Genomic DNA, 25372 nt, shown 5'->3' with positions numbered 1-25372 from the left:
TGCGCTCGGCCTGCAGGCCGAGCGCACTGCGTCACGCCGACCGTGCGTCCGGCACTCCTCCCTCCGGGTCGTGTACGAGCCGGGGCAGGGAGCCGCGGTCGGTCGCGCCGAGCCGGGTGTAGGCGCTGTGGAGGTGGTTGCCGACGGTGCGGATCGACAAGGTCAGCCGGTCCGCTATCTCGCGGTTGCTCAGGCCGGCGGCGGCGAGGGTGACGATCTGCCGTTGGCGGGCTGTGAGTTCGCCCAGGACCAGGCCGGAGAGTGCCGGGGTGCGGGCTCCCTGGCAGCGGCGGGCCAGGGTTACGGCGCGCGTACGCGACATGCGGGCGGCACGCGGGTCGCGGTGCACCGACGCGGCCTGCGTGTGTGCTTCGGCTGCGAAGAGCAGGAAGCCGCGCTGCTCCAGGCGTTCGGCGGCTCGGTCCAGGGCCGGGCCGTCACCCCGGGTGAGTGCGTCCGCGTGCCGGGCCAGCAGGGCCGCGGGTTCGCCGGGAAGCCGGGCCAACCGGTCCGCGACCAGGGCTGGGTCGCCGAGGCGCGCCGCGTCATGCAGGGCGTAGGCGTCGTCCTCCGTGATGGACTCCAGTGCCCCGGCGGTGTCACCTCGGGCGGCCCTCAGCCAGGTGTTCGCCGCCCCTACTGACGCGGGATGCGCCGCAAGCAGCTTGTGAGCGGCTGCCGTCGCGGTGCCCAACTGAGCTTCGGCCACGGCCAGTTCGGCACGGCAGCCCCGGTCGTCCGGAGCCGCCCGCAGGCCTTCCCGCGCCCACGCCACGGCTTCCCGCAGCTCTCCGCGCAGCCGTGCGTACCGGGCGCGGAGCATCGCGTACCGGGGCGGGACCGAGTTGTCCGGGCCCGCGCCCTCCCCGGCCAGCCAGTCCCCGATCGGCGTCGGCACGTCCCGTACGTCTGCCTGCTCGATCCGCCGAGCCAAAGTGGCGGCCTCCGCGTCGAGGGCCGGGCCGCACCGGGACGGTGTACGGGCCAGCCGCCTGGCCCGCAGTTGTCCGGCCTCGGAGCGGAGCACCGGGCCATGGAGAGGGTGTGCGAGGCGGACCGAGGAGTGGCCGTCGATGGCCACCAGTCCCTGCGCTTCGAGGAGTTCGAGGACCTGTAGGTCCAGCTCGGCGACACCGAGGGGCAAAGGTTCGCTGAACGCGAGCCGTTCGAGGACCGCCCGTTCGTCCGGGTGGGGCCGGTCCAGGGCCTTCGCGGTTCGTTCGCGCAGGGTCGCGGTCACCGGCACCGGGCCCCTCCAGGCCCACGCGTCGGACCCCCGGGGCAGAAGTCCGCGCTCGCGCAGCGCGCCGAGCACGGCGCGCAGCAGCCGCAGATCCCCCTGGCACAGCCGGTGCAGCCGATTCACAGTGAGTGGCTCCGCCGCACCGCCGGCGCCCACCGCCACCAGCTGTGCCAGGTCCTCACGTGGCAGCGGTTCCAGGCCAAGGCGCGGCAGCAGCTCTCCGGTCCACAGCCGGGAGATCGCGCCGGGGACCGGCTCGCCGTCCGTCACGACGACGAGCAGGCGGGTACGCCCGTGCACGGCCAGCTGGTGGACCAGGGCGGCGGACGCGTCGTCCAGCAGATGCGCGTCGTCGATGAGCAACAGCCGTACGTCCGCGAGCAGTTGGACGGCGCGGTGCAAGGAGACATTCTCCGGCAGCAGGTGCGCGAACGCGGCGAAGGGCAGCTGCCCGGTCTGCGGCGTCCCCGTCACCTTGGCGCAGCCGGTGTCGCGGATGGCGTGAGTGACGAGCCGGGTCTTTCCGCAGCCCGCGGGGCCCGTCACCACCATGCCGTGCCGTCCGGCGGCCAGCGACCTGCGGATCAGGTCCAGTTCGCCTTCGCGTCCGGTGAACGGCCAGGGCAGTTCCAGGGTCTTCGCGTCCCGTTCGTAAGTCATCACGTACAAGAAGAGTCGGGCTACTCACCCTTGATACAGGGTGACTTGAGTACCCCTCGACTCATGCGCCCGGCAGGCGGCAGGCGGCATCCTGTGCGCAGACCACAGGCCATGTTCCGGCACCGGGGGAGCGGTCGAGGACGTCGCCGTCATGGGGGAGGGTGACGTCCTCGACCACGCCCCGAGGCTCCGGCACCGAGCCGCACGCCGCACCTCGGCGCCCCAGCGGATCAGCGGCTCAGCCGGTCGAAACGGAAGGGCGCGAGGGCTTCGGGCCGTCGGCCGGTGCGGATGTACTCGGCGAGCTGGTGCCCGGTGGCCGGGCCGAGCGTGACGCCGAGCATGCCGTGGCCCGTGGCCGCGAAGGCGTTGTGGTGGCCGGGGACGCGGTCGATCACCGGGAGCCCGTCGGGGAGGAACGGCCGCCCGCCGACCCAGGGGTCGCGGATCAGGCCGACCAGGTCGTCCGGGTCGTCGAACCAGCGGCCCAGGTAGTGCCGGCTGGCGAGGGCGACGGCGACGATACGGCGCCAGTCGAGCCGGTTGTTGTTGCCGCTCAGCTCCATCGTGCCGCCGATCCGCGTGGTGCCGCCGATCGGTGAGGCGACGGCCCTGCGCTCGCCGAAGTACAGCGTGTGCCGGGGCGCCTGGTCCAGCTCCACCGAGAAGCTGTAGCCCTTGCCCGCCTGGAGCGGCAGCGGCTGTCCCAGTGAGCGCAGCAGGTGCGGCGAGCGCATCCCGGCCGCGACGACGACGGCCGCACAGGGAATCTCCCCCTGGGTGGTCCGCAGCGCGGCGATGCGCCCCGCGGTCGACCGGAACCCTGTCGCCTCCGCGTTCTCGTGGACCTTCACCCCCGCGTCGGCCAGCGCCTCCCCCAGCCCCCGGGCGAACGCCTCCGGATCGACCACGCCCTCCCCGTCGACGAGGTAGGCCGCGCGCACCCCGGGCGACAGCGCGTCGTCCAGCAGATGTGCCTCGGGTCCGGTGGTGACGTCGTCGGGCATCGGGTAGCGGCCGTCCGCCATCTGCCGCTGGATCGCGAGATGGTGGCGGGCCTCGGCCGGCGACAGGAAGGCGTGCACCATGCCGGGGCGGGTCAGCGTCGTGGCCACGCCGTCCTCGCGCAGACCGTCGAAGAGGTCGAAGGTGTCGCGGTTCAGCTCGGCGATCGCCGCGTAACCGCGACGGAAGGCGGCCGGTGTGCTGCTGCGCCAGAACCGCCACAACCACCGTACGAATGCCGGATCCGGCAGGGGGCGCAGATAGAGCGGCGAGTCCGGCTGTCCCAGCGAGCGGAGGGCGTAGCGCACCACTCCGGGTGCCGGGACGGGCGTGGAATGGCTGAGGCAGACCCATCCGGCATTGCCACGGGAGGCCCCGGAGCCCAGTCCGCGCCGCTCGACGACCTCGACCGGAAGACCGGCAGCGGTCAGGTAGTACGCCGTGCACAGTCCGACGACGCCGCCTCCGACGACCACGACGGGGCCCTCGCCGAGCGGGCCCGCCTTGCCGGGTGCACCGGTCATGACGTGGGTCCGTACGAGGCGAGGAACTCCCGGGTCCGGGCGCGGGCGGGATTGTCGATGACGTCCTCGGGCCTGCCCTCCTCCACGATCCGGCCGCCGTCGACGAAGACGACGTGGTCGGCCACCTCGCGGGCGAACGGCAGTTCATGGGTGACCAGCAGCATCGTCATTCCGTCCGCGGCGAGTTCCCGCATCACGTTCAGCACCTCGCGGGTGGCCTCCGGGTCCAGGGAGGAGGTGGGTTCGTCGAAGAGCAGCACCTCGGGTTTGAGGGCGAGGGCCCGTGCGATGGCGACGCGCTGCTGCTCACCGCCGGAGAGCTGCTCGGGCTGGGCGAGCCCGCGGTGGGCCACCCCGACGCGGCGCAGCAGCGCGACTGCCCGCTCCAGCGCCTCCTGTTCGGGGACGCCCGCCTTGCGTTGCGCCAGGACGACGTTCTCCACGGCGGTGAGATGCGGGAACAGGTTGAACCGCTGGAAGACCATGCCGACCGTACGACGCAGCCCGGGCAGGTCGCGGCAGACCATCTTGCCTCCGTTGTGCACCACTTCACCGGCGACCTCGACCGTGCCGCCGTCCGGCCGTTCCAGCAGGTTGACGCAGCGCATCAGGGTCGTCTTGCCGCCGCCGCTCTGCCCGATGACGCTGACGATCCGGCCCCGGTCGACCTCCAGGTTCACGTTGTCGAGGACGAGACGGCCGTCGAAGGACTTGCTGAGGCCCTCGATCCGTACTACGGCCTCGGTGGCGGCGGCCGGTATGACGGTCTTCGCTGTGGTGACGGGCTCGGTCATACCGCCGCCTCCTTCCGGTCGGTCCTGCGGTCGGTGCCGGCCGAGAGGTCGGCCGCGAGCAGTGCGCGGGCGGCCCGCATCCGGCGCCGTCGCCATGGGGACAGAGGGACGCCCGCGCGCACCTTCCGCTCCAGCAGCAGGAGGAGCTGGGAGAGCGGGTAGCAGAGGGCGAAGTAGATGGCCGAGATGACCAGGTACACCTCCAGCGCCCGGAAGGTGGACGAGGTGATCAGCCGCCCCTCTGACATCAGCTCGGCGGCGGAGATGGTGACCAGCAGCGATGTGGACTTCAGCAGGTCGACGAGAAAGGTGTTGGTGCCGGGCAGTGCCTGCCGGACGGCCTGCGGCAGGATCACCTGGCCGAAGATGCCTGCCCTGCCCAGCCCCAGCGCCTCCCCCGCCTCCGTCTGTCCGGCGTGCACCCCGCTGATCGCGGAGCGGAAGATCTCGGACAGGTAGGCGGCGTAGAAGACGATGAGGCTGACGCAGCCGGCCGTGAACACGTCCAGCTTGAGCCCGGCCGAGGCCAGACCGAAGTAGGCCAGGAAGATGATGGCCAGGAGCGGGATGTTCTTGAAGACCTCGGTGTAGACGGCGGCGACGGCGCGCGCGAGCCATACCTTGCTCAGCCTGAGCAGGGCCACCGCCAGGCCGAGCAGTACGGCGCCGAGGAAGCTGACGACCGTGTAGGAGAGGGTGCGCCAGAGCGCGTCGATGAGGTCGGAACGGTAGTCGGACCAAGGGACTTGGAAGAGCTCGGACACTGTCATCCCCTCACTGGGCGATGGACGGCGGCGTCCAGTCCTGGGGCCGGTCCACGCCTTGGCGCGCGGGGGCGACAGCGGCGTCGGGTGTGAGGAACTGCTCCGGGTCACCGCCGTACTTCTTGACGAGTTTCTCCATCTCGCCGTTCTTGTACATGGCGACGATCTGCTCGGAGATCGCCTTCTCCAGCTTGGTGGCCTTCTTGGGGAGGTAGAAGCCGGTCTGGTACGGCTGGAAGTACTCGTACGCGGGCTTCGCCTTCACCTGCTCCGCGGTCGGCGGCGTCATGTACTGGGTCTCGATCTTCAGTTCCGGCCGTTCCTTCTGCGCCGCGATGATGATCAGCGGGTCGAGGAAGCCGACGTCGACGCGGCCGGCGCCGAGGTCGTCGAAGACGCCGTTGGCGTCGGGGTAGGCGTGCAGCTTGGCGTCGGGCACGGCCTGGATCGACTTGACCCAGACATAACCCTCGACCGTGCCCAGTTCCAGGCCCTTCAGGTCGTCGACCGTCTTGTACGTCTTGCCGTTCCTGACGGCCATCGCCGGGGGCGAGTAGTACGGCGGATCGGTGAACAGCCCCTGCTCCTGCCGCTCCTCGGACCAGGCGACGCCGCCGATGGTGATGTCCACCCGGCGGGACTGCACTCCGGCGAGCATGCCGGCGAAGTCCGTGACCTCGGGCTCGACCTTCAACCCCAGCTTGTCCGCCGCGTAGTTGAGGATGTCGCCGTCCAGTCCGACGATCTTGTCGCCCTGGACACTGGTGTACGGGGCGTACGGCTGGACGGCCACCTTGAGCACGCCCGGCGCGAGGGTGCCGAGCCCGGCGGCCTTCGCGGACACGTTGGTCGGTTCGTCGTCGCTGTCCGAGCCGCAGGCGGCGGTGGCCGAAAGCAGGAGTGTCGCGGACAAAGCGGCGACAAGTGAGCGCATACGGGTCATCAGCATGGCCTTCCGTTCTGGCACTGAAGGGGTCCGCCGTTCACTCGCTGTGCCCCGGCGGGGGATGTGACAGGGCCCATACGCTATGGACAGGCTCTCGGTACGTCACCGGTCACTTCGTCCGAACTTATGGCCGAAATCGCTCGATGCACTGTACGGTGCGTCCAGTCCGGGCAACGGCCCCGCGGTGGGAGGAGCCTTGATGCTGAGCCCGTCACTCGCGCAGGAGATCGCCGGGGACACCTCCGCGGTCATCGGCTTCAACGTGCTGATCACCGATGCGACGGGCACGGTCATCGGCAGCGGCGACAGCAGCCGGGTCGGCACCTTCCACGAGGCGTCGGTCGACGTGATCCGTACGAAGGAGCCCGCCACGCACACCACCTCGCAGGCTCTCCAACTGCGGGGCGTACGCCCCGGAGTCACCCTGCCGCTGATCACGGACGGGCAGGCGGTAGGCACGGTCGGGATCACCGGTACGCCCGCCCAGGTGCGCCGCTTCGGACTCCTGGTGAAGCGCCAGACGGAGATTCTGTTGCGGGAATCGGTGATGCTGCGCTCCCGACTGCTCGCCGAGCGGGCGGCCGAGAAACTGTTCGCCGACATCGCCTCGTACGACCCTCATGTCGTGGAAGGCGAGTTCTTGCTGTTCCGGGCCGCCGAGCTGGGTTTCGACCTGCGGCTTCGGCGGGTGGCGGTCGCGTTCGAGGTGACCGTGCCCGATGCGGGCGCCCGCCGCCAGGGGGCGCCGACCCGGGACATGGCGCTGATCCGCTCGGAACTGCTCCGCACGGTGCGCGAGGTCTTCGCCGACCCCCAGGACATCGTCGCCACCACGGCGCCCGGCTGGATCGGCGTACTGCACCGGCTGCCGGCCCGGCGTCCGATGACGTCGCTGGTCGGCGACTGCCGCCGGGTCACCGACGTCATCGCCGCCCAGGACGGCCTCGCGGCCCGCGCCGGGATCGGCGAGCCCGCCTCCTCGGTCGGCGCCCTGCACGACTCCTACCAGGACGCCTGCGACGCACTGCGCCTCGGCGCCCGCGTGGGGAGCGAAACGAGATGGGGGTCCCCCCGCCCGGAGGGTGGGGGAGGCTCCCCCGTCCACCTGATCACCGACCTCCGCGTCCACCAGGTCCTGGCGGCGGTGGGCCAGCCCGCCCGCAACCGCCTGCTGGACCTCACCGCCGCGGACCTGCTCACCCAACCGGACTGGCCGGTACTCCGCGACACGATCACCGCCTGGTGCGAGAGCGGCTTCAACCTCGTACGGGCCTCCGCGGCCCTGCACATCCACCGCAACACCGTCGTCTACCGAATGAACAAGATCGAGCAGATCACCGGCCGTCCCCTGCGTGAGCACCGGACCACCATGGCTTTGTACCTGGCCTGTCTGGCCGACCGACTGGGCAGCGGCGTACCCCCTGCGGGCGATTCCTAGGTCCGCAACTCGGCGAGGCGCTCGAGGTCTTCCTGGACCGAATCCCGGCCTGCGCCTGAGGAGCTCGTGGACACTCCCGGCAGGCCGCAGTACACCGCGGCGGTGCGCACCACCTCGTACGCCCGAGCTGGGCGCGGCGGCCGCTGATGGACTGTCATGGCCGGGTTGCAGCGCGGTCTCCAGCCGAAGGCACGACCGTGTAGAAGAGCCGCTTCCAGGCCCCGGACCTGGTCAGGGCCAGTCCCAGGGGCTCCAGAACGGAATGGAGCCTGTCGAGCCGGGCGCGCAGGGCCGCACGGTTCAGGGGCTGTTCGGCGGTGCCGAGCAGTTGGCTCAGATCGTGGCAGCACCACGGTCGCCGGTCGCTGAGCAGCAGACGCAGGAGCAGTCTTTGCGAGCCGTGGCGGGGAAGCGCCGAGGCGGGCGGGGAACACTGCTCGTGCGGCACGGGCCCGGCCGAGGCCAGCGAACGCTGTTCCGTGGCCAGCCGTACGGCCAGTTCCTCGACCGGCATGTTCCGCGTCAGGACGTTGTCGGCACCGGCGTCGAGGAGGTCGGCGGCATCGGCGCCTTCGGGCACGAGCGCTATCACGGGCGCCAGCCGGCGCAGCAGTCCGACGCGATGCTCCAGGCCGGGTCTCCACCGCTCGTCCGGTACGTCGAGAATCGCGAGCGGCCGCGGTTCGGTCAGCAGCTCTTCGTAGGCGTGGTGCGATCCCCACGGGTGGATGAGCGGAGGGAGTAATCGTGCCCCGCGCAGGGCGCGCAGAAGGGGTCCGCTGCGGGATCGGTCGAGAGAAACGATGACGTAGTTCATGTCGCCGTTCACTCAGCGGGCGAGGAGGCCGGAGCGCCTTGGTGATGTCGGTGGCGCCATCGAAGGCAACGTTGTCAAAAGGCTGGCGCGCTGGTGGTCCAAGTTCAGGACGGTCAGTGTCATGGTGTGCCGCTTCGGTCGACTGCGGGACGCGTCCGCCGGTCTACGGACACGCAGAGCCTGCCATGCCGGAGTCAAAATCCGGTCAGCATTCGATCGACGCGTCCGGAAGTGGCGCACTTGTTACGAGGCCCTGCGGACTCCACGGCCAACTGGCCCGTACGGAAGGGACTTTCGCTGCTGACCGGGGTGGGCCCCGGTCAGCAGCGGACAACGGGTCAGGGTCGCTGTGTTCCCGCGTTACTTCCCGGGGCACTCCTTCCAGGCCAGGTGATAGATGGTGCTGATGTCACCGTCGGTGGAGTCCATGGTCATGAAGCTCGTACTGCCGGGGGCGGAGGTTCCCGCATTGACCCGCAGTTCCGTGTTGATGTTGAAGTTGCGCTGCACTCCGCAGGGCGCCCAGACCAGTTGTGCCCAGTCGGTGGTGTCGGTCGCCTGCCAGTTGTCGTTGTAGGGGCCGCTGAACGGATGGGTTCTGGACTCCGTGTTCGGCGATCCCTGGAAGTAGTACGAGGCCTTCTGGGTACTGCTCGCGCCCGGCTGGAGCGAGGCGAAGCCTCTGTAGTCGGCGCTCGCGACCGCGTAGGTGAAGCCCTGCGGTACGTGGACGATGAGGTTGAGCTGGCAGTTCTTGCGGAACGCGGTGGGACTGGCGCCGCCGCCCACCTGGGCGAGGTAGTCGCTGTACGTCACCGTGAAGGCGGTGTTGTCCTGCGAGACGGCCACGGCGGCCGTCCCCCGGGGACAACCCGACCCGTTGACCGTGGCGACCTCGATCACGATCTTGTCCGGGGGCGGGTCGGTGATCGCGGAGGAGCTCTGCGGCGCGGGGAGCGCCGAGGCGAACAGCGCTGTGACCGCGCCGCTCAGAAGCAGTCCACCAGTCATCTTCTTCCAATCCGGTGCTTCGGTGGTCCTGGCGGTGCGGGCGGGTGCCGGCGCCGCCGGGGTTGGGGGGTGCGGGGTCCGCCTGCGCGGAGACCGTCGCTGACCAGGTGCGTCGGATGGAGCAAGGGCGTGGGCATGCGCACCCGACAACATGAAGGTCATGTGCATGCCAAACACAGGAGCGCACTCACGGCCTCGTGAAGGAAATGTGAAGGCCGTGAGCCATCGCGCATCGTATGGGGCTGCGCACCGGCGGACTAGGGCGATCTCCAGCCATTCAGGATTCCACCCTGTCCGCGTACGTGACGTGCCGGTGAAGATGCAAGGCGTCCAGTCTCTTGCTGCACGCATCTTGACGCCTTCGGCACAGTCGATCTCATAATGTCGCGTCCACATATCTAAACGCTGTTTCTTCTTGTGGACACAGCTCGAACAGCACGGAGGATCAGTGACCGGTCCAGGCTTAGTGCGTACCCGTTCGACGGCCCGTTCTCGCCAGGGGCGGGCGGCGGGTGCGTTCATGTCCGTAGGCGTACTGCTCGCCCTCTCAGGGTGTTCGGTGGCCGGTGCCGACCCCATCGGTGAAGGTCCGGACACTCTGCGCGTCGTCCTGCCCGAGGAGCCGCCGACCCTTGAGCCCTGCGATGCCTCGCTCACCGCGACGGGCCGGGTGACGCGGGCCAACATCACCGAGGCGCTGACCGAGCGCGAGCCGTCCACGGGGCGGCTGGAACAGGCCCTGGCCACCAAGTGGTCCCGTACGTCGCCCACTTCGTGGACCTTCACGCTCCGCGAGGGCGTCACGTTCCATGACGGCACACCGCTCACGGCTGAGGCGGCCGCGTTCTCGATCAAGCGCGCCACGGACTCGGACATCGACTGCAATGTCGACGGCTACATCTTCACGGACAGCGAGGTCACCGCAACTCCCGTCAACGACACGACACTTGAGGTCAGGACGGCGAAGCCGGACCCGATCCTCCCGCTGCGCCTGTCCTTCGTCGAGATCGTGCCGACCACCACCAACCCCAGTGCCAGAGTGCGCGAGCCGGTCGGCACAGGCCCGTACCGGATCGACGAATGGAGCCAGGGCCGCTTTCTGCGCGTGAAGCGCTACCCCGGCTACTGGGGCAAGGATCCTGAGTACGCCGCGGCGAAGTACGTATGGCGTGCGGAGGGCAGCGTGCGCGCGGCCATGGTGACCAACGACGAGGCGGATGTCGCGATCGGGCTCGCTCCCGAGGACGGGGCGGGCGACCGGGCGGTGGAGTTCGCCACCAACGAGGTCTCGTTCCTGCGGATGGACGCCGACAAGCCACCGCTCGACGACATCCGGATCCGCCGGGCCATCAACTACGCCATCGACCGGGAAGGCCTGGTCACGGCGGTCTTCGCGGGACGGCCGAGCGGCCAGCTCGTGGCGAAGGGCGTCACCGGACACAATCCACGGGTACGGCCATGGCCGTACGACCCGGAGCGCGCGAAGAAACTCGTGGCCGAGGCACGCGCCGACGGAGTGCCGACCGACCGGACCATCACGATCATCGGCCGCAACGCGATCTACCCGAAGGCTGCCGAGGCGATGGAGGTCGTACAGGACGGCCTGCTCAAGGCCGGGCTGAAGGTCGAGATCAAGATGCTCGACGTCAACGCCTGGCTGGAGTACCTGCTGCGGCCCTTTCCCAAGGGCATCGGTCCCACCCTCCTCCAGGCGCAGCACGGCAACCAGGCGGGGGACGCCGCGTTCACGATGGGCCAGATCTACGGCAGTAAGGGCGCGCAGAGCAGTTACGGCACTCCGGACCTGGACGGGTTGATCAACCAGGCCCAGCTCGCCGCCGGCGAAGCGCGGCAGAAGGCGTTCGCGGACGCGTTCGCGTACCAGAACGACGAGGTCGTACGGGACGCCGTCATGGCCAACATGACCGGCATCATGGCCCTTTCCCCGAACGTCCGTTACCGGCCCGACTCGGCCACCAACGACGAGATGCGGCTCGCCGACATGCACCGTACGGACTGAGGGAGGAGCGGGCCGATGTTCACCATGCTGCGCCGCCGCGCGGTCTCCAGTGTCATTCCCCTGCTGGTCGTGGTTCTCGGGGTGTTCTTCCTGGCCCGTCTCACCGGGGACCCCGCCAATCTGTACCTGCCGCTCAGCGCGACGCCCGAGATGCGGGCCGAGTTCGCCGCCCGCAACGGTCTCGACGACCCGCTGCTCGCCCAGTTCGGTGACTACCTCGGCCAGGTCGTCCACCTGGACTTCGGTGAATCGCTGCGCACCGCCCAGCCGGCGGGTGAGGCGGTGCTGCGGGCCTTCCCCGCCACCCTCCAGCTCGCCGGGTGGACGATGCTGCTCGCCATCCTGGGCGCCGTAGTGATCGGCAGCCTGGCGGCGTACCGCCCCAACTCGGCGACGGACCGGGTCGCGAGCTTTCTGTCCTCGACGGCCGCGAGCGTTCCCGACTTCTGGTTCGCCATCATGGGCGTGCTGGTGTTCGCGGTGACGCTGGGCTGGCTGCCCACCTCCGGCACGAGCGGCGCGGCGGCGTGGGTGCTGCCCGTGGTGACGCTGCTCATCCGCCCGTTCGGCGTGCTGGTGCAGGTGGTGCGCGGCGCCATGGTCTCCGCGCTGTCCGCCCCGTACGTCAAGGTGGCACGCAGCAAGGGTGCGAGCGAGTCGCGGGTGGTCTTCGGGCACGCCCTGCGCAACGCGGCGGCACCGGCGCTCACCGTCGCGGGTGACCTCGCTGTCGGGCTGGTCAACGGTGCCGTCGTCGTCGAGACGATCTTCGGCTGGCCCGGCATCGGCAAGCTCATGATCGACTCGGTTCTGCAGCGTGACTTCGCGGTTCTGCAGGCCGCGGTACTGCTGACCGCTCTGGTGATCTTCGCGCTCAACATCCTGGTGGACATCTGTCACGCGCTCCTCGACCCACGGGTCCGGCAGCAGGCGGCGGCGTGAGTCAAGGAGGTGACATGCTCCCGAAGGACGACGTGCTCCGGCAGGACGCGGACAAGGGACAGGACAGGGACACGGGTGCGGAGAGCGGCCGGGGTTCCGGGACCGACGGTGCGGCGGTACGGGTGAGATGGCCTGCTCTGCTGCTCCAGGACCGGTTCGCCTTCGCGGCGGCCATGTTTCTGTTACTGGTCGCGCTGTGCGCCGTGCTGGGCCCGCTCCTCATCGGTGACCTGGCGACGCGTCAGAACCTGCGCGACCCCGGCCGGCCGCCCTTCAGCCTCGAGGACGGCTGGGCGTACGTACTCGGCAGCGACTCCCTCGGCCGCCCCGTCGCCGCGCGGCTGATCGCCGCGGCCGGGACGACCCTGTCGGTGGCCGTACCCGCCGTCCTGTGTTCCCTCCTCGTCGGCTCGGTGTGGGGCATGTGGGCGGGCTATCACGGGGGTTGGCGCGAGAACGTGTCCCTGCGGATCGCCGATGTGATCCTCAGCTTCCCCTCGCTGCTGCTGGCCGTGGTCGTGCTGTACGTGTTCTCGCCGAGCGCCGCGAACATCGTGCTGGTACTGGCCGTCGCGCGGATCCCCGTGTATCTGCGGACCGCCCGGGCCGAGTCCGCCGAACTGCGCAGCCGGCTGTTCATCGACGCGGCCCGCACCTTCGGCACCAGCGGCTGGGCGACCATCCGACGCCACGTCGCACCCACCGTACTGCCCACCCTGCTCACCGTCGCCGCCCTCGACTTCTGCTTCGTGATGCTGACCGAGTCCTCACTGAGCTTCCTGGGGATCGGCATCCAGCCGCCGGACGTGAGCTGGGGGCTGATGGTGGCGCAGGGCCGACAGGAATTGCAGAGCTCCTGGTGGATAGCGGTCTTTCCCGGCCTCGCCATCGTCATCACGACGGTGTCGGCGACCGTCCTCGCGGCCTGGGCCCGGCTCTCGACGGACCCGGGTCAGCGGTGGCGGCGGGGGCTGCGGCGTGAGGGGCGGCGCCCTGAACCCGCTCCGGCGGTCCAGGAGACGGGAATTGAGCCGACGAAGTCCATCTCGGCGGGGAACCCGAGCGAACCGGTATCGGCCACTCCAGAAACACGGGACGTCCTCTCCCCTGCCGAGCCGCCCACGACTCCCCCTGACATCCTGGCCGTCGACGGTCTTTCGGTCTCGGTCCGTACCCCCGCGGGGCCCGTTTCCGTCGTGCGCGACGTGAGCTTCGGCGTGCGTTCCGGCGAGACCCTCGCTCTGCTGGGCGAGTCCGGATGCGGCAAGAGTATGACCGCGCACGCCGTCGCGGGCCTGCTCGATCCCGCCGCTCAAGTCATGGGCGGGCAGGCGCGGTTGCAGGGTGAGGACCTGCTCGCGCTGGGAACACGGGCGCGGCGCCGACTCGCCGGTCCCGGCCTTGCCATCGTCTTTCAGGACGCGCTGAGCGCGCTCAATCCGGTTCACACGGTCGGGGCCCAGCTCGCGGAGCCGTTCCGTATCCACCAGCGGATGTCGCGCCGCGCCGCGCGGGACAAGGCCGTTGAGCTGATGGAACGCGTGGGCATCCCCGAGGCGCGGTCACGCGCCGACGCGTATCCGCACCAGTTCTCCGGAGGCATGCGCCAGCGACTGCTGATCGCGATGGCGGTCGCGTTGCGGCCGAAGGTACTGCTCGCCGACGAGCCCACGACGGCACTGGACGTCACCGTGCAGGCCCAGATCATGGACCTTCTGACGGAGTTGCGGAGCGAGCAGCAGATGGCTCTGGTCCTCATCACGCACGACCTCGGGCTCGTCGCCGAGCACGCGGACCGGGTCGCCGTCATGTACGCGGGTACGGTCGTGGAGACCGGGCCGGTGGCCGAAGTGTTCGGCAAACCCAACCACCCTTACACCCGGGGCCTGTTGGAGTCGGTGCCGGCCGAGCAGCACAAGGGCTCACGGCTGAGCTCCATCCCCGGAGGCCCGCCCGACCCACGCGCCGTGCCCTCCGGCTGCGCCTTCCGTACGCGCTGCCCGATGGCCCGCGACCTGTGCGCCACCCACCGGCCGACGCTGGCCGGTACCGGAGCCGACCGAGCTGCCGCCTGCCACTTCGGGAAGGAGCTGGCCGATGCCTGAGTCCGGGACACTGCTGGAGGCCACCGGCCTGGCCAAGAGTTTCACGGTGCCGCGCACCGCCAAGGGAAGCACCAGGCTACGCGCGGTCGACGGGGTGGACCTCAGCCTGGGACGCGGCGAGACCCTCGGCCTCGTCGGCGAGTCCGGCTGCGGCAAGTCCACGCTGGCCAGGATTCTGCTGATGCTGGAGCATCCCGACGAGGGCACCGTACGGTTCGAGGGCGTGGACCCGTTCTCGTTGTCGGGTGCGAAGCTGCTCGCCTGGCGCCGCAAGGTGCAGATGGTCTTCCAGGACCCGTTCGGCTCGCTCAACCCCCGGCTGTGCGCACGGGATCTGATCGGCGAGCCCTGGCGCACCCACCGCGACCTCGTGCCCGGCCCGAAGCGCGAGGCGCGCGTGGGTGAGCTGCTGGAGATGGTCGGACTGCGCGCGTCCGACGCGCGCCGCTACCCACAGGAGTTCTCCGGAGGGCAACGGCAGCGGATCGGGATCGCCCGCGCCCTGGCACTGGAGCCCGATGTCATCGTCTGCGACGAGCCTGTCTCCGCGCTGGATCTGTCGGTACAGGCGCAGGTGCTCAACCTGCTGTGCGATCTGCGGGACGAGCTGGGGCTGTCGTACGTGTTCATCTCGCACGACCTGTCCGTGGTGCGGCACGTCGCCGACCGCGTTGCCGTCATGTACCTGGGCAGGATCGTGGAGACGGGCCCGGCGGAGGAGGTCTTCGAGCGGCCGCGCCACCCTTACACGGCGGCGCTCCTGTCGGCGGCCCCGTCCCTGGCGGCCGGGGGCAGGTCGAAGAGACAGCGCATCCTGCTCAGCGGCGAGATCCCGTCACCGGCCGACCCACCGTCCGGGTGCCGGTTCAGAACCCGGTGCTGGCGTGCGGAGGACGTATGCGCCGAAGTCGTTCCGACACCGACAGCCGCCGCACCGGGCCATACGGCGGCCTGCCACTTCCCGCTGGAGCAGGCATCCGCGCTCACGGGAGATCACCGGGCCGGCGCCTCCTGAGCCGGGATGCCGGCCCGCGCCACCGAAGTCCGCTCGGCCGACCAGAAAGGCCGCCAACACGCCCCCGACGCCCGCTCGTTCATCCGCCACGCCATTGGTATGGACCTGCCCATGATCACCGGCTAGGCTCTGCCCCGCTACGCACGAGAGCGCTCTCACCGTTCTGCTGTTCCACCCCCACCTTGCTGGAACAACGAAGGGCTACTGCCTTGAGACGCACTACAGCCATGCGTACCGGCCTGGCCACACTCCTCCTACTCGCCACGTGGGCCGGCGCGGGCGCCCTGCCCGCCTCCGCCGCCGACGCCACCGGCGCCCCCGAATCCGTCCGTTCCTCCGAGGCCCCGGCCTCCGCCGCACTCCTGTCCGCCATGGAACGGGATCTGGGCCTGACCAAGTCCCAGGCCGAGGCGCGGCTGGCGGACGAGAAGGCGGCGGCAGCCGTCGAAGCGAAGGCGCGGCGTGCCGCCGGAGCGGCGTACGGGGGCTCCTGGTTCGACGCCAAGAGCGGCAAGTTGACCGTCGCCGTGACGGCCGGCGCCACCGACGCCACCGTCGACGCCGTACGAGAGAGCGGCGTGAACATCCGTACCGTCGAGCACAGCGCGCGCCGGCTCGACGCGGCCAAGGCGCGCATCGACAAGCTGTCCGCGCCGGAGGGCGTCAGCGGCTGGCGTGTCGACCCCCGGGCGAGCACGGTCGTCGTGAGCGTCGTCGGCGCGCAGCGCGCTGACAACGATGTCCAGAGGTTCGTCGCACGGGCCCGTGCGGCAGGACCGGTCACCGTCGAGGAGACCGACGAGGTACCGCAGACCTTCGCCGCCGGGACGGTCGGCGGCGACCCCTACTACACCGGCAACGTCCGCTGTTCCATCGGGTTTTCGGTGCACGGGGGCTTCGTCACAGCCGGGCACTGCGGCCGGGCCGGAGCCGGTGTCAGCGGCTGGGACCGGTCGTACATAGGCAACTTCCAGGGGTCGTCGTTCCCGGAGAACGACTACGCCTGGGTCAACGTCGGAAGCGGCTGGTGGACGGTGCCCGTCGTGCTCGGCTGGGGCACCGTCTCCGACCAGCTCGTCCGCGGCTCGGCGGAGGCACCCGTCGGTGCTTCCATCTGCCGGTCGGGATCGACCACGCGCTGGCACTGCGGCACCGTGCTCGGCAAGAACGAAACCGTCAACTACAGCCAGGGCGCGGTACACCAGATGACCAGGACCAGCGTCTGCGCCGAACCGGGCGACTCCGGCGGCTCGTACATCAGCGGCGACCAGGCGCAGGGGGTCACCTCCGGTGGTAACGGCAACTGCAGCGGTGGCGGCCAGACCTGGTACCAGCCCGTGAACGAGATCCTCAACCGCTACGGCCTCACCCTGCACACGGCCTGATCTCGCACACCGCCTGACCGGCGCACCACTGTCAACGGGCTCCGTCGCCGCGTGGGTGACGGGGCCCGTCCCTGCCGTGAGTCCGGAGTGGGCCGGTACCCTCCGATTATTCCGGAGCGAAGCAGGGCGATCGAACATACGATGGGCGTGCGCTGGCGGGTGCTGCGGTGAGGCCGCGCCAGGACGCCGACCGCTCGGGGTGGGAGACGAATGGCACAGGGCGCCGAAGCAAGCCGGACCGTCATCCTGACCGTGGATGACGACCCGGGGGTCTCGCGTGCCGTGGCCCGCGACTTGCGGCGTCGTTACGGCGAGGCGTACAGGATCGTGCGCGCGGAGTCCTCTCAGAGCGCTCTGGAAGCCTTGCGTGAGCTGAAGCTGCGCGGTGATCTGGTGGCGGTGATCCTCGCGGACTACCGCATGCCGCAGATGAACGGGATCGAGTTCCTGGAGCAGGCGCTGGACGTGTACCCGGCCGCACGCCGGGTGCTGCTGACCGCGTACGCGGACACGAACGCGGCCATCGACGCGATCAACGTCGTCGACCTGGACCACTATCTCCTCAAGCCCTGGGATCCGCCGGAGGAGAAGCTCTATCCCGTCCTGGACGATCTGCTGGAGGCGTGGCGATCCTCTGATCACCGGCCGGTGCCGATCACGAAGGTCGTCGGGCACCGCTGGTCGGCGCGTTCGTCGGGGGTACGGGAGTTCCTGGCGCGGAACCAGGTGCCGTACCGCTGGTACTCGTGCGACGAGCCGGAGGGCCGGCGGCTGCTGGCCGCCGCCGGGCAGGACGAGCAGCGGCTGCCGCTCGTGGTCACCGCGGACGGCACCGCGCTCGTCGAGCCCGAGGATCCGGAGCTGGCCGACCGGGTGGGTCTTGCCACGACACCGACTGCCGACTTCTACGACCTCGTCGTCATCGGCGGCGGTCCTGCAGGGCTCGGCGCGGCCGTGTACGGCGCCTCGGAGGGACTGCGGACCGTGCTCGTGGAGCGGACGGCCACCGGCGGGCAGGCCGGGCAGAGCTCCCGTATCGAGAACTATCTCGGCTTCCCGGACGGCGTGTCCGGCTCCCAGCTCACCGACCGGGCACGGCGTCAGGCGGCGAAGTTCGGGGCCGAGATCCTGACCGCGCGCGAGGTGACCGGTCTTGAGGTCAACGGCGCGGCGCGCACCGTGCGGTTCTCCGACGGCTCCGCGGTCGCCGCGCACTGCGTGATCCTGGCGACCGGCGTGACATACCGACAGCTGGCGGCGCCCGGAGCGGACGACCTCACCGGATGCGGAGTGTTCTACGGCTCGGCACTGACCGAGGCCGCCGCCTGCCAGGGACACGACGTGTACATCGTCGGCGGCGCCAACTCCGCCGGGCAGGCCGCCATGCATCTGGCCAAGGGCGCCAAGTCGGTCACCCTGCTGGTCCGCGGCGCGTCCCTGTCCGACTCGATGTCGCACTACCTGATCCAGCAGATCACGGAAGCGCCCAACATCTCGGTGCGTACGGGCACGGTCGTCGAGGCGGCGCACGGCTCGGACCATCTGGAGCAGCTCACCCTGCGCGATGTGACGAGCGGGCACACCGAACTCGTCGACGCGCAGTGGATGTTCGTGTTCATCGGCGCGGCGCCGCTGACCGACTGGCTGGAAGGCACGGTACTCAGGGACGACCGCGGATTCATTGTCGCCGGGCCCGATCTGACCGCCGACGGTCGGCCACCGGCGGACTGGGAACTGGACCGGCCGCCGTACCACCTGGAGACCAATGTGCCCGGAGTGTTCGTGGCGGGCGACGCGCGCGCCGAGTCCGCCAAGCGTGTCGCCTCCGCCGTCGGCGAGGGAGCCATGGCCGTGATGCTCGTCCACCGGTATCTGGAGCAGTCGTGAGCGGGCAGCCGATGCCGTGCGACGCGGCGGAACTCGGCACGCTGTTCCTGTTCGAGAAGCTGGACGGCGAACAGCTGGCGCGGCTGTGCCGCGAGGGCCGGGTGGAGAAGTTCGAGCCCGGCTATGTGTACCGGGAGGGCGAGCCGGCCACCTGCTTCTTCGTACTCCTCGAAGGCACGCTGGTGATGTCCCGGCGGGTCGGCGCCGACGACGTGGAGATCAACCGCACGTCCCAGCGCGGGGTGTACGCGGGGGCCATGCAGGCCTATCTCGCCATGCCGGATGAGGCGCGCTACAAGGGTTCCCTGCGGGTCACCGAGCCTTCGCGGTTCTTCCTCCTGCCCGCCGAGACGTTCGCCGCGGTCCTGCGGGACTGGTTCCCCATGGCCGTACATCTGCTGGAAGGGATGTTCTTCGGCAGCCAGAACACCCAGCGGACGATCAACCAGCGCGAGCGGCTGCTGGCGCTCGGCTCGCTGTCCGCGGGGCTGACGCATGAGCTCAACAATCCGGCGGCAGCCGCGGTGCGGGCCACCTCGACACTGCGGGACCGGGTCGCGCACATGCGGCACAAACTCGGTGTCATCGCCGCGGGTCCGTACCACCGTGAGGCGCTGAAAACTCTGATCGACATCCAGGAGAGCACGGCCGAACGCGTCGCCAAGGCGCCCGCCCTGAGCCCCCTCGAAGCCTCCGACCGCGAGGACGCGCTCACCGACTGGCTCGACGATCACGGCATCGAGGGCGGCTGGCAGATCGCCCCGACGTTCGTGCAGGCGGGGCTCGACACCGACTGGTTGGAACGGGTCGCGGCAGTCGTAGATCAGGAGATGCTGCAGGGGGCCGTGGGCTGGCTCAACTACACCGTCGAGACCGAGCTCCTCATGAACGAGATCGAGGACTCCACGACGCGAGTCTCGAACCTCGTGAACGCGGCCAAGCAGTACTCCCAGCTCGACCGGGCGCCCTACCAGATATGCGACGTGCACGAACTCCTCGACAGCACGCTGCTGATGCTGTCCGGGAAGATCGGCTCGAGTATCAAGGTCGTCAAGGAGTACGACCGTACACTGCCGAGGATTCCCACGTACCCCGGTGAGCTCAACCAGGTGTGGACGAACATCGTCGACAACGCGGTCTCCGCGATGAACGGCGCGGACGGCGCGGATGACGCGGGCACGCTGACCGTGCGGACGGCCCTGGAGCGCGAGCAGTTGCTCGTCGAGTTCCGCGATACGGGGCCCGGGGTGCCGGAGGAGATCCGCGGCCGCATCTTCGATCCGTTCTTCACGACGAAGCCCGTGGGTGAGGGCACCGGTCTCGGTCTGGACATCTCCTGGCGCATCGTGGTGAACAAGCACCACGGGCACCTGGAGGTGCACTCCGTGCCCGGCGACACGCGTTTCCGGGTCTTCCTTCCGCTCACGGCCCAGGATCCCGAACCCTCGGCCGCGGATCCCGGGACTCCTCAGGAGGCGTCATGACCACTCCGACCGGAATCGAACCCGGCGTTCCGCCGAGCGGCACCGGATGCGTCGAGTGCGGTGCGGTCGGCGGCTGGTGGGTCCATCTGCGGCGGTGCGCCCAGTGCGGCCATATCGGCTGCTGCGACAGCTCCCCCGCGAAGCACGCCACGGCCCACTTCAAGGCCACGGGCCATCCCGTCGTCCGCAGTTTCGAACCGGGTGAGGCCTGGTTCTGGAACTACGAGACCTCCGAGCTGTACGAGTCCGGCCCCGCCCTCGCTCCCCCGGCCAGCCGCCCGTCGGACCAGCCCTCGCCCGGGCCCGCGGGCCGGGTTCCCGCGAACTGGGCGGACACACTGCGCTGACGCGGCCCGGCGTACCGGTCGCTTGGACAAGCGGGAGGAAGGCCGCAGTCATGATCGATCCGAGACATCCGCGACAGACACTGACCTACCCGGGCTCAGCCGGGTCCGCCCGTTACCTGCCCATCGCCGAGCACGGACTGATCGGCGACCTGCGCACCGTCGCGCTGGTGGGCACCGACGGCACGATCGACTGGTACTGCTGTCCGTCCTTCGACTCTCCGAGTGTCTTCGGCTCGATTCTCGACGCGGACCGCGGCGGGTCCTTCGAGCTGGCCGCCGCCGTGCCGGCGACGACGAAGCAGTTCTATTTCCCGGACACCAACGTGCTCATCACCCGTTTTCTCACCGAGGACGGGGTGGGCGAGGTGCAGGACTTCATGCCGGTCGCCGACGAGACGACCGCGGCGACGGAGGCCGACCGGCACCGGCTGATCCGCCGGGTGGTCTGCGTACGGGGGTCCATCCCGTTCCGCGCCCGGATCGCGCCGCGGTTCGGTTACGGGGCGCAGCCGCACACCCTGCGGCAGTTCGACAACGCGACGCTGTTCGAATCCCCCGATCTCTCGCTCGCGCTGACCGCCACCGTTCCGGTCGAGTGCGACGACCTCGACGTGACCACGGAGTTCAAGCTCAGCCAGGGCGAGTCCGCGGTGTTCGCGCTCGACCGGGTCGACGGCGGCATCGAGGCGCGCGGCTGCCCGCACATCGAGGCGGAGGAGCAGTTCGCCGCCACGGTGGCGTTCTGGCGGAGCTGGCTTTCCGCCTCTCAGTACCGCGGCCGGTGGCGGGAGATGGTGCACCGTTCCGCGCTGACCCTCAAGCTGCTCACCTACGCTCCGAGCGGCGCGATGGTGGCCGCGCCGACGACCAGTCTGCCCGAGCAGATGGGTGGCGAGCGCAACTGGGACTACCGGTACCTGTGGGTCCGGGACGCAGCCTTCTGCGTCTACGCACTGCTGCGGCTCGGCTTCAGCAGCGAGGCCAAGGCGTTCATGGACTTCCTGTCCGCGCGCGTCGACCGGAACGGCGGCGGGCCCTCGGGCCCCTTGCAGATCATGTACGGCATCGACGGGCGCACGGAGCTGCCCGAGCGCGAACTGAACCACCTGGAGGGACACCACGGCTCCGCACCGGTACGCGTCGGCAATGACGCGGCCGGCCAGCTGCAGCTCGACATCTACGGAGCCCTCATCGACTCGGTGTACCTCTACGACAAGTGGGGGCAGCCCATCTCCAGCGACCACTGGGACGCGGTCTGTGCCCTGGTCGACTGGGTCTGCGAGCACTGGGACCAGCCTGACGAGGGCATCTGGGAGACACGCGGCGGGCGTAAGAAATTCCTGTACTCCCGCCTGATGTGCTGGGTGGCCATCGAACGCGCCATGCGTATCGCCCGGCGCCGTGGCCTGCCCGCCGAGCTGACCCGCTGGGGGCACGTCCGCGACACGATCTACCGGCGGATCATGGACAAGGGCTGGTCCGCGACCCGGCAGGCGTTCGTCCAGCACGAGAACGACAACGTGCTCGACGCCTCGGTGCTGATGATGCCACTGGCGAAGTTCGTCTCCCCCAGCGACCCGAAGTGGCTGTCCACCCTGGACGCGCTCACCGCCGACCTGGTGTCCGACTCGCTCGTCTACCGCTACGACCCCCTGGTCAGCCCGGACGGTCTGAGCGGTCAGGAGGGCACCTTCTCCATCTGCTCCTTCTGGTACGTCGAGGCACTCACGCGCGCCGGCCGGCTCGACGAGGCCCGGCTGACCTTCGAGAAGATGCTCACCTACGCCAACCACCTCGGCCTGTACGCCGAGGAGATCAGCCACACCGGCGAGCAGCAGGGCAACTTCCCGCAGGCCTTCACCCACCTGGCCCTGATCAGCGCCGCGTTCAACCTCGACCGGGTGCTGGGCTGAGCAGTTGGAGGCGGTCTTCAGTGTCAGAGGTGCGTGCCAGGATGGTTCCGTGCCGACCACCGCATTCACCACGCCGTTCATCGGCCGCGAGGACGAACTCACCCGGCTGACCCGGGTATTGGAGCGTGCCCGGGCAGGCGAGGCGCGTGCTGTGCTGGTGGCAGGGGACGCCGGTGTGGGCAAGACGCGCCTGCTGGCCGAGGCCGCCGGGCACGCCGTGGAGACGGACATGACCGTCCTCACGGGGCACTGCGTCGACCTCGGTGACGTCGGCCTGCCGTATCTGCCGTTCACCGAGGTCCTCGGCGTGCTCGCCGCCGACGACCGGTTCTCCGCCACCCTGGCGAAGCATCCCGTGGTCGGCCGGCTGCTCGGCGACGGCGGCGGTGCCGTACGGGACGCGGGCAGCCGACTGCAGCTGTTCGAGGACATCGCCGCTCTGCTGGCCGGCCTCTCCGAGGTCACGGCCCTGCTTCTGGTGCTGGAGGACCTGCACTGGGCCGACCAGTCCTCCCGCGACCTGCTGCGTTTCCTGCTCAGCCGGGGCATCCTCCAGCGGCCTGCGGGCGGCACGCCCACCCACCGCCTGGCGCTCTTCGCGTCGTACCGGGCCGACGATCTGCACCGCCGTCACCCGCTGCGCCCCCTGCTGGCCGAGCTGGTGCGGCTGCCCGCCGTCGACCGCCTCGAGCTGCGGCCGATGCCCGATGCCGAGGTGGCCCGGCTGGTACGCGCCCAGCGGGCCGCTCCGCTGCCGGAGGCCACCGTCCGCCGTATCGTCGAGCGCGCCGAGGGCAACGCCTTCTACGCGGAGGAACTGCTCGCTGCCACCGCCGACACCGTGCCCGGCGGATCCACTCCGGCGTCCGCCGTGCCCAGTGGCCTCGCCGATGTCCTCCTCATCCGTTTCGAGCAACTGTCTGCCACCGCCCAGCAGGTACTGCGCACGGCGGCCGTCGCCGGGCGCCGCGTCGAGCACAGGCTGCTGCACGACGCCGTCGGCCTGCCCGAGCAGGAGCTGGACTCGGCGCTGCGCGAGGCCGTCGGCCGACAACTCCTCGTCCCCGGCGAGGAGGACACGTACTCGTTCCGGCACGCCCTCATCCGTGAAGCCGTCTACGCCGATCTGCTGCCGGGCGAGCGGGTGCGGCTGCACCGAGAGTTCGCCCGGCTGCTCGCCGGGCGGGGCCACAAGGCCGAAAGCGCCGCGGAGCGCGCCCACCACTCCCGCGAGAGCCACGACCTGGCCGACGCCCTCGCGGCCTCACTCGAGGCCGCCGACCATGCCGCGCGGATCGGCGCACCCGCCGAGGAACTCCGCCACCTCGAAGCCGTCCTCGACCTGTGGTCGGCGGTGCCCCGTTCCGCTCTGCCGGACAGCGTCCCCGACACGGTGACGCTCACCCTGCGTGCCTCGGCCGCGGCCGCCCACGCCGGCGAGACCCACCGGGCGGTCGCGCTCACCCGTGCCGCGCTCGCCCGAGTCGGCTCGGACACGGACGCCGAACTGGCCGCGCGCGTCCGGTACACCCTCGCGGGCAATCTGATGCAGGTCGACAGCCTGACAGCGGCATTCACCTACAGCAGCGAGGCGCTCGCCATGATCTCCGCGGAGCCTCCGTCGCGTACGTGGGTGTGGGCCGCGGCCACCCACGTCATGGCGGCGAGATACGTGGGCGAGGACGAGAGCGCCCGCCGAGTCGCCACGCAGGCCCTGCGTGTCGCCGAGCAACTCGACGTGGGCGACGCCCGGGCCGATCTGCTGATCTCCCTGACCGGTCTCGAAGCGCACAACCGCCGCACCCCGGAAGGCCGGGCCCGGCTGCGGGAGGCCCGCGAACTGGCCCGTCGTGCCGGCAACGTCCCCATCGAGATACGCGCGCTGTTCAATCTCGCCATCGGCTCATACGAGGCCGGCGCCCTGGACGAGTGCCTCAGCTGGCTCTCCGACGGCCTGGAGCGCGCGGACCACGCCGGGCTGCTTTCCTCGCCGTATCCCCTGGAGATGCGCTTCCTGCACTCCATGGTCCTCTACACCCTCGGCCGCTGGGACGAATGCGTCCAGGCAGCGGCCGCCGACGCCGAACAGCTGCCCGCGGCAGGCGCGTTCGCGATCGGCCCCGCGCTGTACGTGGCTCTGGCCCGCGGCGATCACACGGCAGTCGAGCGGGCCCGCACCCTCCTCGACGGACCGTTCGACTGGATGGCCACCCTCGTCGCGGGCATCGTGCTCACCGACGCCGCGGCCCTGCGGGGCGAACCCGAGGCGGCCGTCGAGCAGATGCGTACGGCGCTCGAGGCGCTGACCGACGAGTCCGTTGTGGAACACCCCGATGTCGCCGTACGGCTGGCGGCCCTCACACTGTCCGCCGTCGCGGACACGGCCGTGGAGTCACGGCTGACCGGCGACGAAGCGGGGGCTCTGCGCTGGACGGACACGGCCACGGAGCTGGTCGAGCTGGCCCGGGTCACTGCTGCCAAGGGGCAGGACGGCGGACCGCAGGGCCCCGAGGGACTGGCATGGCAGGCCCGCGCGGAGGCGGAATGGGCGCGGGCCACCAGTGGGCCGGATGTCGCAGCCTGCGAGAAGGCCGTCGCCGCGTTCGGCTACGGGGACGTCTATGAGCAGGCTCGCTGCCAACTCCGCCTGACGGAGGCCTTGGTGACGGCGGAGCGCCGCGACGAGGCGGCCGAGCACGCACGTGAGGTGCGCGACACGGCCGTACGGCTCGGTGCGGTGCCGTTGCGCGACAGCGTGGACCAACTGATCCGCCGGGCCCGCCTCGCGGACATCTCACCCGCGGCAGGGGGCGCCCCGGTGCTGACCTCGCGTGAGAACGACGTTCTGCGGCTCCTCGCCCGCGGTCGCACCAACCGCCAGATCGGCGAGGAGCTGTTCATCAGCGGCAAGACGGCGAGCGTCCATGTCTCCAACATCCTCGCCAAGCTGGGCGCCGCCAGCCGCACCGAAGCCGTGGCTCTCGCCTACCGCGAAGGTCTGATCGAGCCCGGGACGATCACGTCCGGCTGACGGCTCGGACGGTGACGATGCGGGAACGGGCCGCCGTCCCA

At 70.3% G+C, this 25372-nt stretch carries 18 protein-coding genes; 11 read left to right on the top strand and 7 right to left on the bottom strand.

The genetic code is table 11. The annotated features are described in order from the left end of the window. Positions 1-31: 31 nt before the first annotated feature. The 5 genes from ACFYO0_RS03440 to ACFYO0_RS03420 all read right to left on the bottom strand — a co-directional run bounded on the left by ACFYO0_RS03440 (position 32) and on the right by ACFYO0_RS03420 (position 5957). Positions 32-1903, bottom strand: a complete 1872-nt coding sequence (locus ACFYO0_RS03440) for a LuxR C-terminal-related transcriptional regulator (protein ID WP_388669831.1) — start codon at positions 1901-1903, stop codon at positions 32-34. Between the two features lie 230 nt (positions 1904-2133). Next, on the bottom strand, positions 2134-3432 hold the full coding sequence (locus ACFYO0_RS03435; RefSeq protein ID WP_388669828.1) for an NAD(P)/FAD-dependent oxidoreductase: 1299 nt from the start codon (positions 3430-3432) through the stop codon (positions 2134-2136). Then, a complete protein-coding gene (locus ACFYO0_RS03430) occupies positions 3429-4226 on the bottom strand; it encodes an amino acid ABC transporter ATP-binding protein (RefSeq protein ID WP_388669825.1) in 798 nt (265 codons plus the stop codon). Before ACFYO0_RS03430 ends, ACFYO0_RS03435 begins: the two co-directional genes overlap by 4 nt. Beyond that, complete coding sequence (locus ACFYO0_RS03425) at positions 4223-4996, bottom strand: amino acid ABC transporter permease (protein ID WP_388669822.1); 774 nt, start codon at positions 4994-4996, stop codon at positions 4223-4225. Before ACFYO0_RS03425 ends, ACFYO0_RS03430 begins: the two co-directional genes overlap by 4 nt. A 4-nt stretch (positions 4997-5000) precedes the next feature. Continuing rightward, positions 5001-5957, bottom strand: coding sequence for a substrate-binding periplasmic protein (locus ACFYO0_RS03420; RefSeq protein ID WP_388669819.1), 957 nt, complete (start codon positions 5955-5957; stop codon positions 5001-5003). Between the two features lie 178 nt (positions 5958-6135). Here ACFYO0_RS03420 and ACFYO0_RS03415 point away from each other — a divergent pair, with 178 nt between their 5' ends. Continuing rightward, positions 6136-7374 carry a CdaR family transcriptional regulator gene (locus ACFYO0_RS03415; RefSeq protein WP_388669816.1) on the top strand — a complete coding sequence of 413 codons (1239 nt, stop codon included), beginning with the start codon at positions 6136-6138 and terminating at the stop codon, positions 7372-7374. A gap of 154 nt (positions 7375-7528) precedes the next feature. On the opposite strand, the gene ACFYO0_RS03410 is transcribed toward ACFYO0_RS03415, so the two are convergent. Both ACFYO0_RS03410 and ACFYO0_RS03405 read right to left on the bottom strand, forming a co-directional pair. Continuing rightward, positions 7529-8191: a hypothetical protein gene (locus ACFYO0_RS03410; RefSeq protein ID WP_388669813.1), complete on the bottom strand. Its 663-nt coding sequence runs from the start codon at positions 8189-8191 to the stop codon at positions 7529-7531. A gap of 360 nt (positions 8192-8551) precedes the next feature. Next, positions 8552-9202 (bottom strand): DUF4360 domain-containing protein, encoded by a 651-nt coding sequence (locus tag ACFYO0_RS03405; protein ID WP_388669810.1) that lies wholly within the window; start codon positions 9200-9202, stop codon positions 8552-8554. Positions 9203-9722: 520 nt separating this feature from the next. Between ACFYO0_RS03405 and ACFYO0_RS03400 the strand changes: the two genes are divergently transcribed. From ACFYO0_RS03400 to ACFYO0_RS03355, 10 genes are all read left to right on the top strand, one after another. Next, a complete protein-coding gene (locus tag ACFYO0_RS03400) occupies positions 9723-11222 on the top strand; it encodes an ABC transporter substrate-binding protein (RefSeq protein WP_388669807.1) in 1500 nt (499 codons plus the stop codon). Positions 11223-11237: 15 nt separating this feature from the next. Then, positions 11238-12164, top strand: a complete 927-nt coding sequence (locus tag ACFYO0_RS03395; protein WP_388669804.1) for an ABC transporter permease — start codon at positions 11238-11240, stop codon at positions 12162-12164. A gap of 14 nt (positions 12165-12178) precedes the next feature. Further along, entirely contained in the window at positions 12179-14269 is a 2091-nt protein-coding gene (locus ACFYO0_RS03390) for a dipeptide/oligopeptide/nickel ABC transporter permease/ATP-binding protein (protein WP_388669801.1), read from the top strand. Next, positions 14262-15284: an ABC transporter ATP-binding protein gene (locus ACFYO0_RS03385; RefSeq protein ID WP_388669798.1), complete on the top strand. Its 1023-nt coding sequence runs from the start codon at positions 14262-14264 to the stop codon at positions 15282-15284. The genes ACFYO0_RS03390 and ACFYO0_RS03385 overlap by 8 nt, the downstream gene beginning before the upstream one ends. Positions 15285-15493: 209 nt before the next feature. After that, positions 15494-16669, top strand: a complete 1176-nt coding sequence (locus ACFYO0_RS03380) for a S1 family peptidase (RefSeq protein ID WP_388669795.1) — start codon at positions 15494-15496, stop codon at positions 16667-16669. A gap of 210 nt (positions 16670-16879) precedes the next feature. Next, on the top strand, positions 16880-18556 hold the full coding sequence (locus tag ACFYO0_RS03375; RefSeq protein ID WP_388669792.1) for an FAD-dependent oxidoreductase: 1677 nt from the start codon (positions 16880-16882) through the stop codon (positions 18554-18556). Further along, positions 18553-20040: an ATP-binding protein gene (locus ACFYO0_RS03370; protein WP_388669789.1), complete on the top strand. Its 1488-nt coding sequence runs from the start codon at positions 18553-18555 to the stop codon at positions 20038-20040. Before ACFYO0_RS03375 ends, ACFYO0_RS03370 begins: the two co-directional genes overlap by 4 nt. After that, on the top strand, positions 20037-20387 hold the full coding sequence (locus tag ACFYO0_RS03365) for a UBP-type zinc finger domain-containing protein (RefSeq protein ID WP_388669786.1): 351 nt from the start codon (positions 20037-20039) through the stop codon (positions 20385-20387). The genes ACFYO0_RS03370 and ACFYO0_RS03365 overlap by 4 nt, the downstream gene beginning before the upstream one ends. Positions 20388-20437: 50 nt before the next feature. Further along, a complete protein-coding gene (locus ACFYO0_RS03360) occupies positions 20438-22300 on the top strand; it encodes a glycoside hydrolase family 15 protein (RefSeq protein ID WP_388669783.1) in 1863 nt (620 codons plus the stop codon). Between the two features lie 49 nt (positions 22301-22349). After that, positions 22350-25331, top strand: coding sequence for an AAA family ATPase (locus tag ACFYO0_RS03355; RefSeq protein WP_388669780.1), 2982 nt, complete (start codon positions 22350-22352; stop codon positions 25329-25331). Positions 25332-25372 lie beyond the last annotated feature (41 nt).

The sequence above is a fragment of the Streptomyces sp. NPDC006365 genome (assembly GCF_042870755.1).
Lineage (GTDB): Bacteria > Actinomycetota > Actinomycetes > Streptomycetales > Streptomycetaceae > Streptomyces > Streptomyces xiangluensis.
This window is presented reverse-complemented; position numbering and strand designations above follow the sequence as displayed.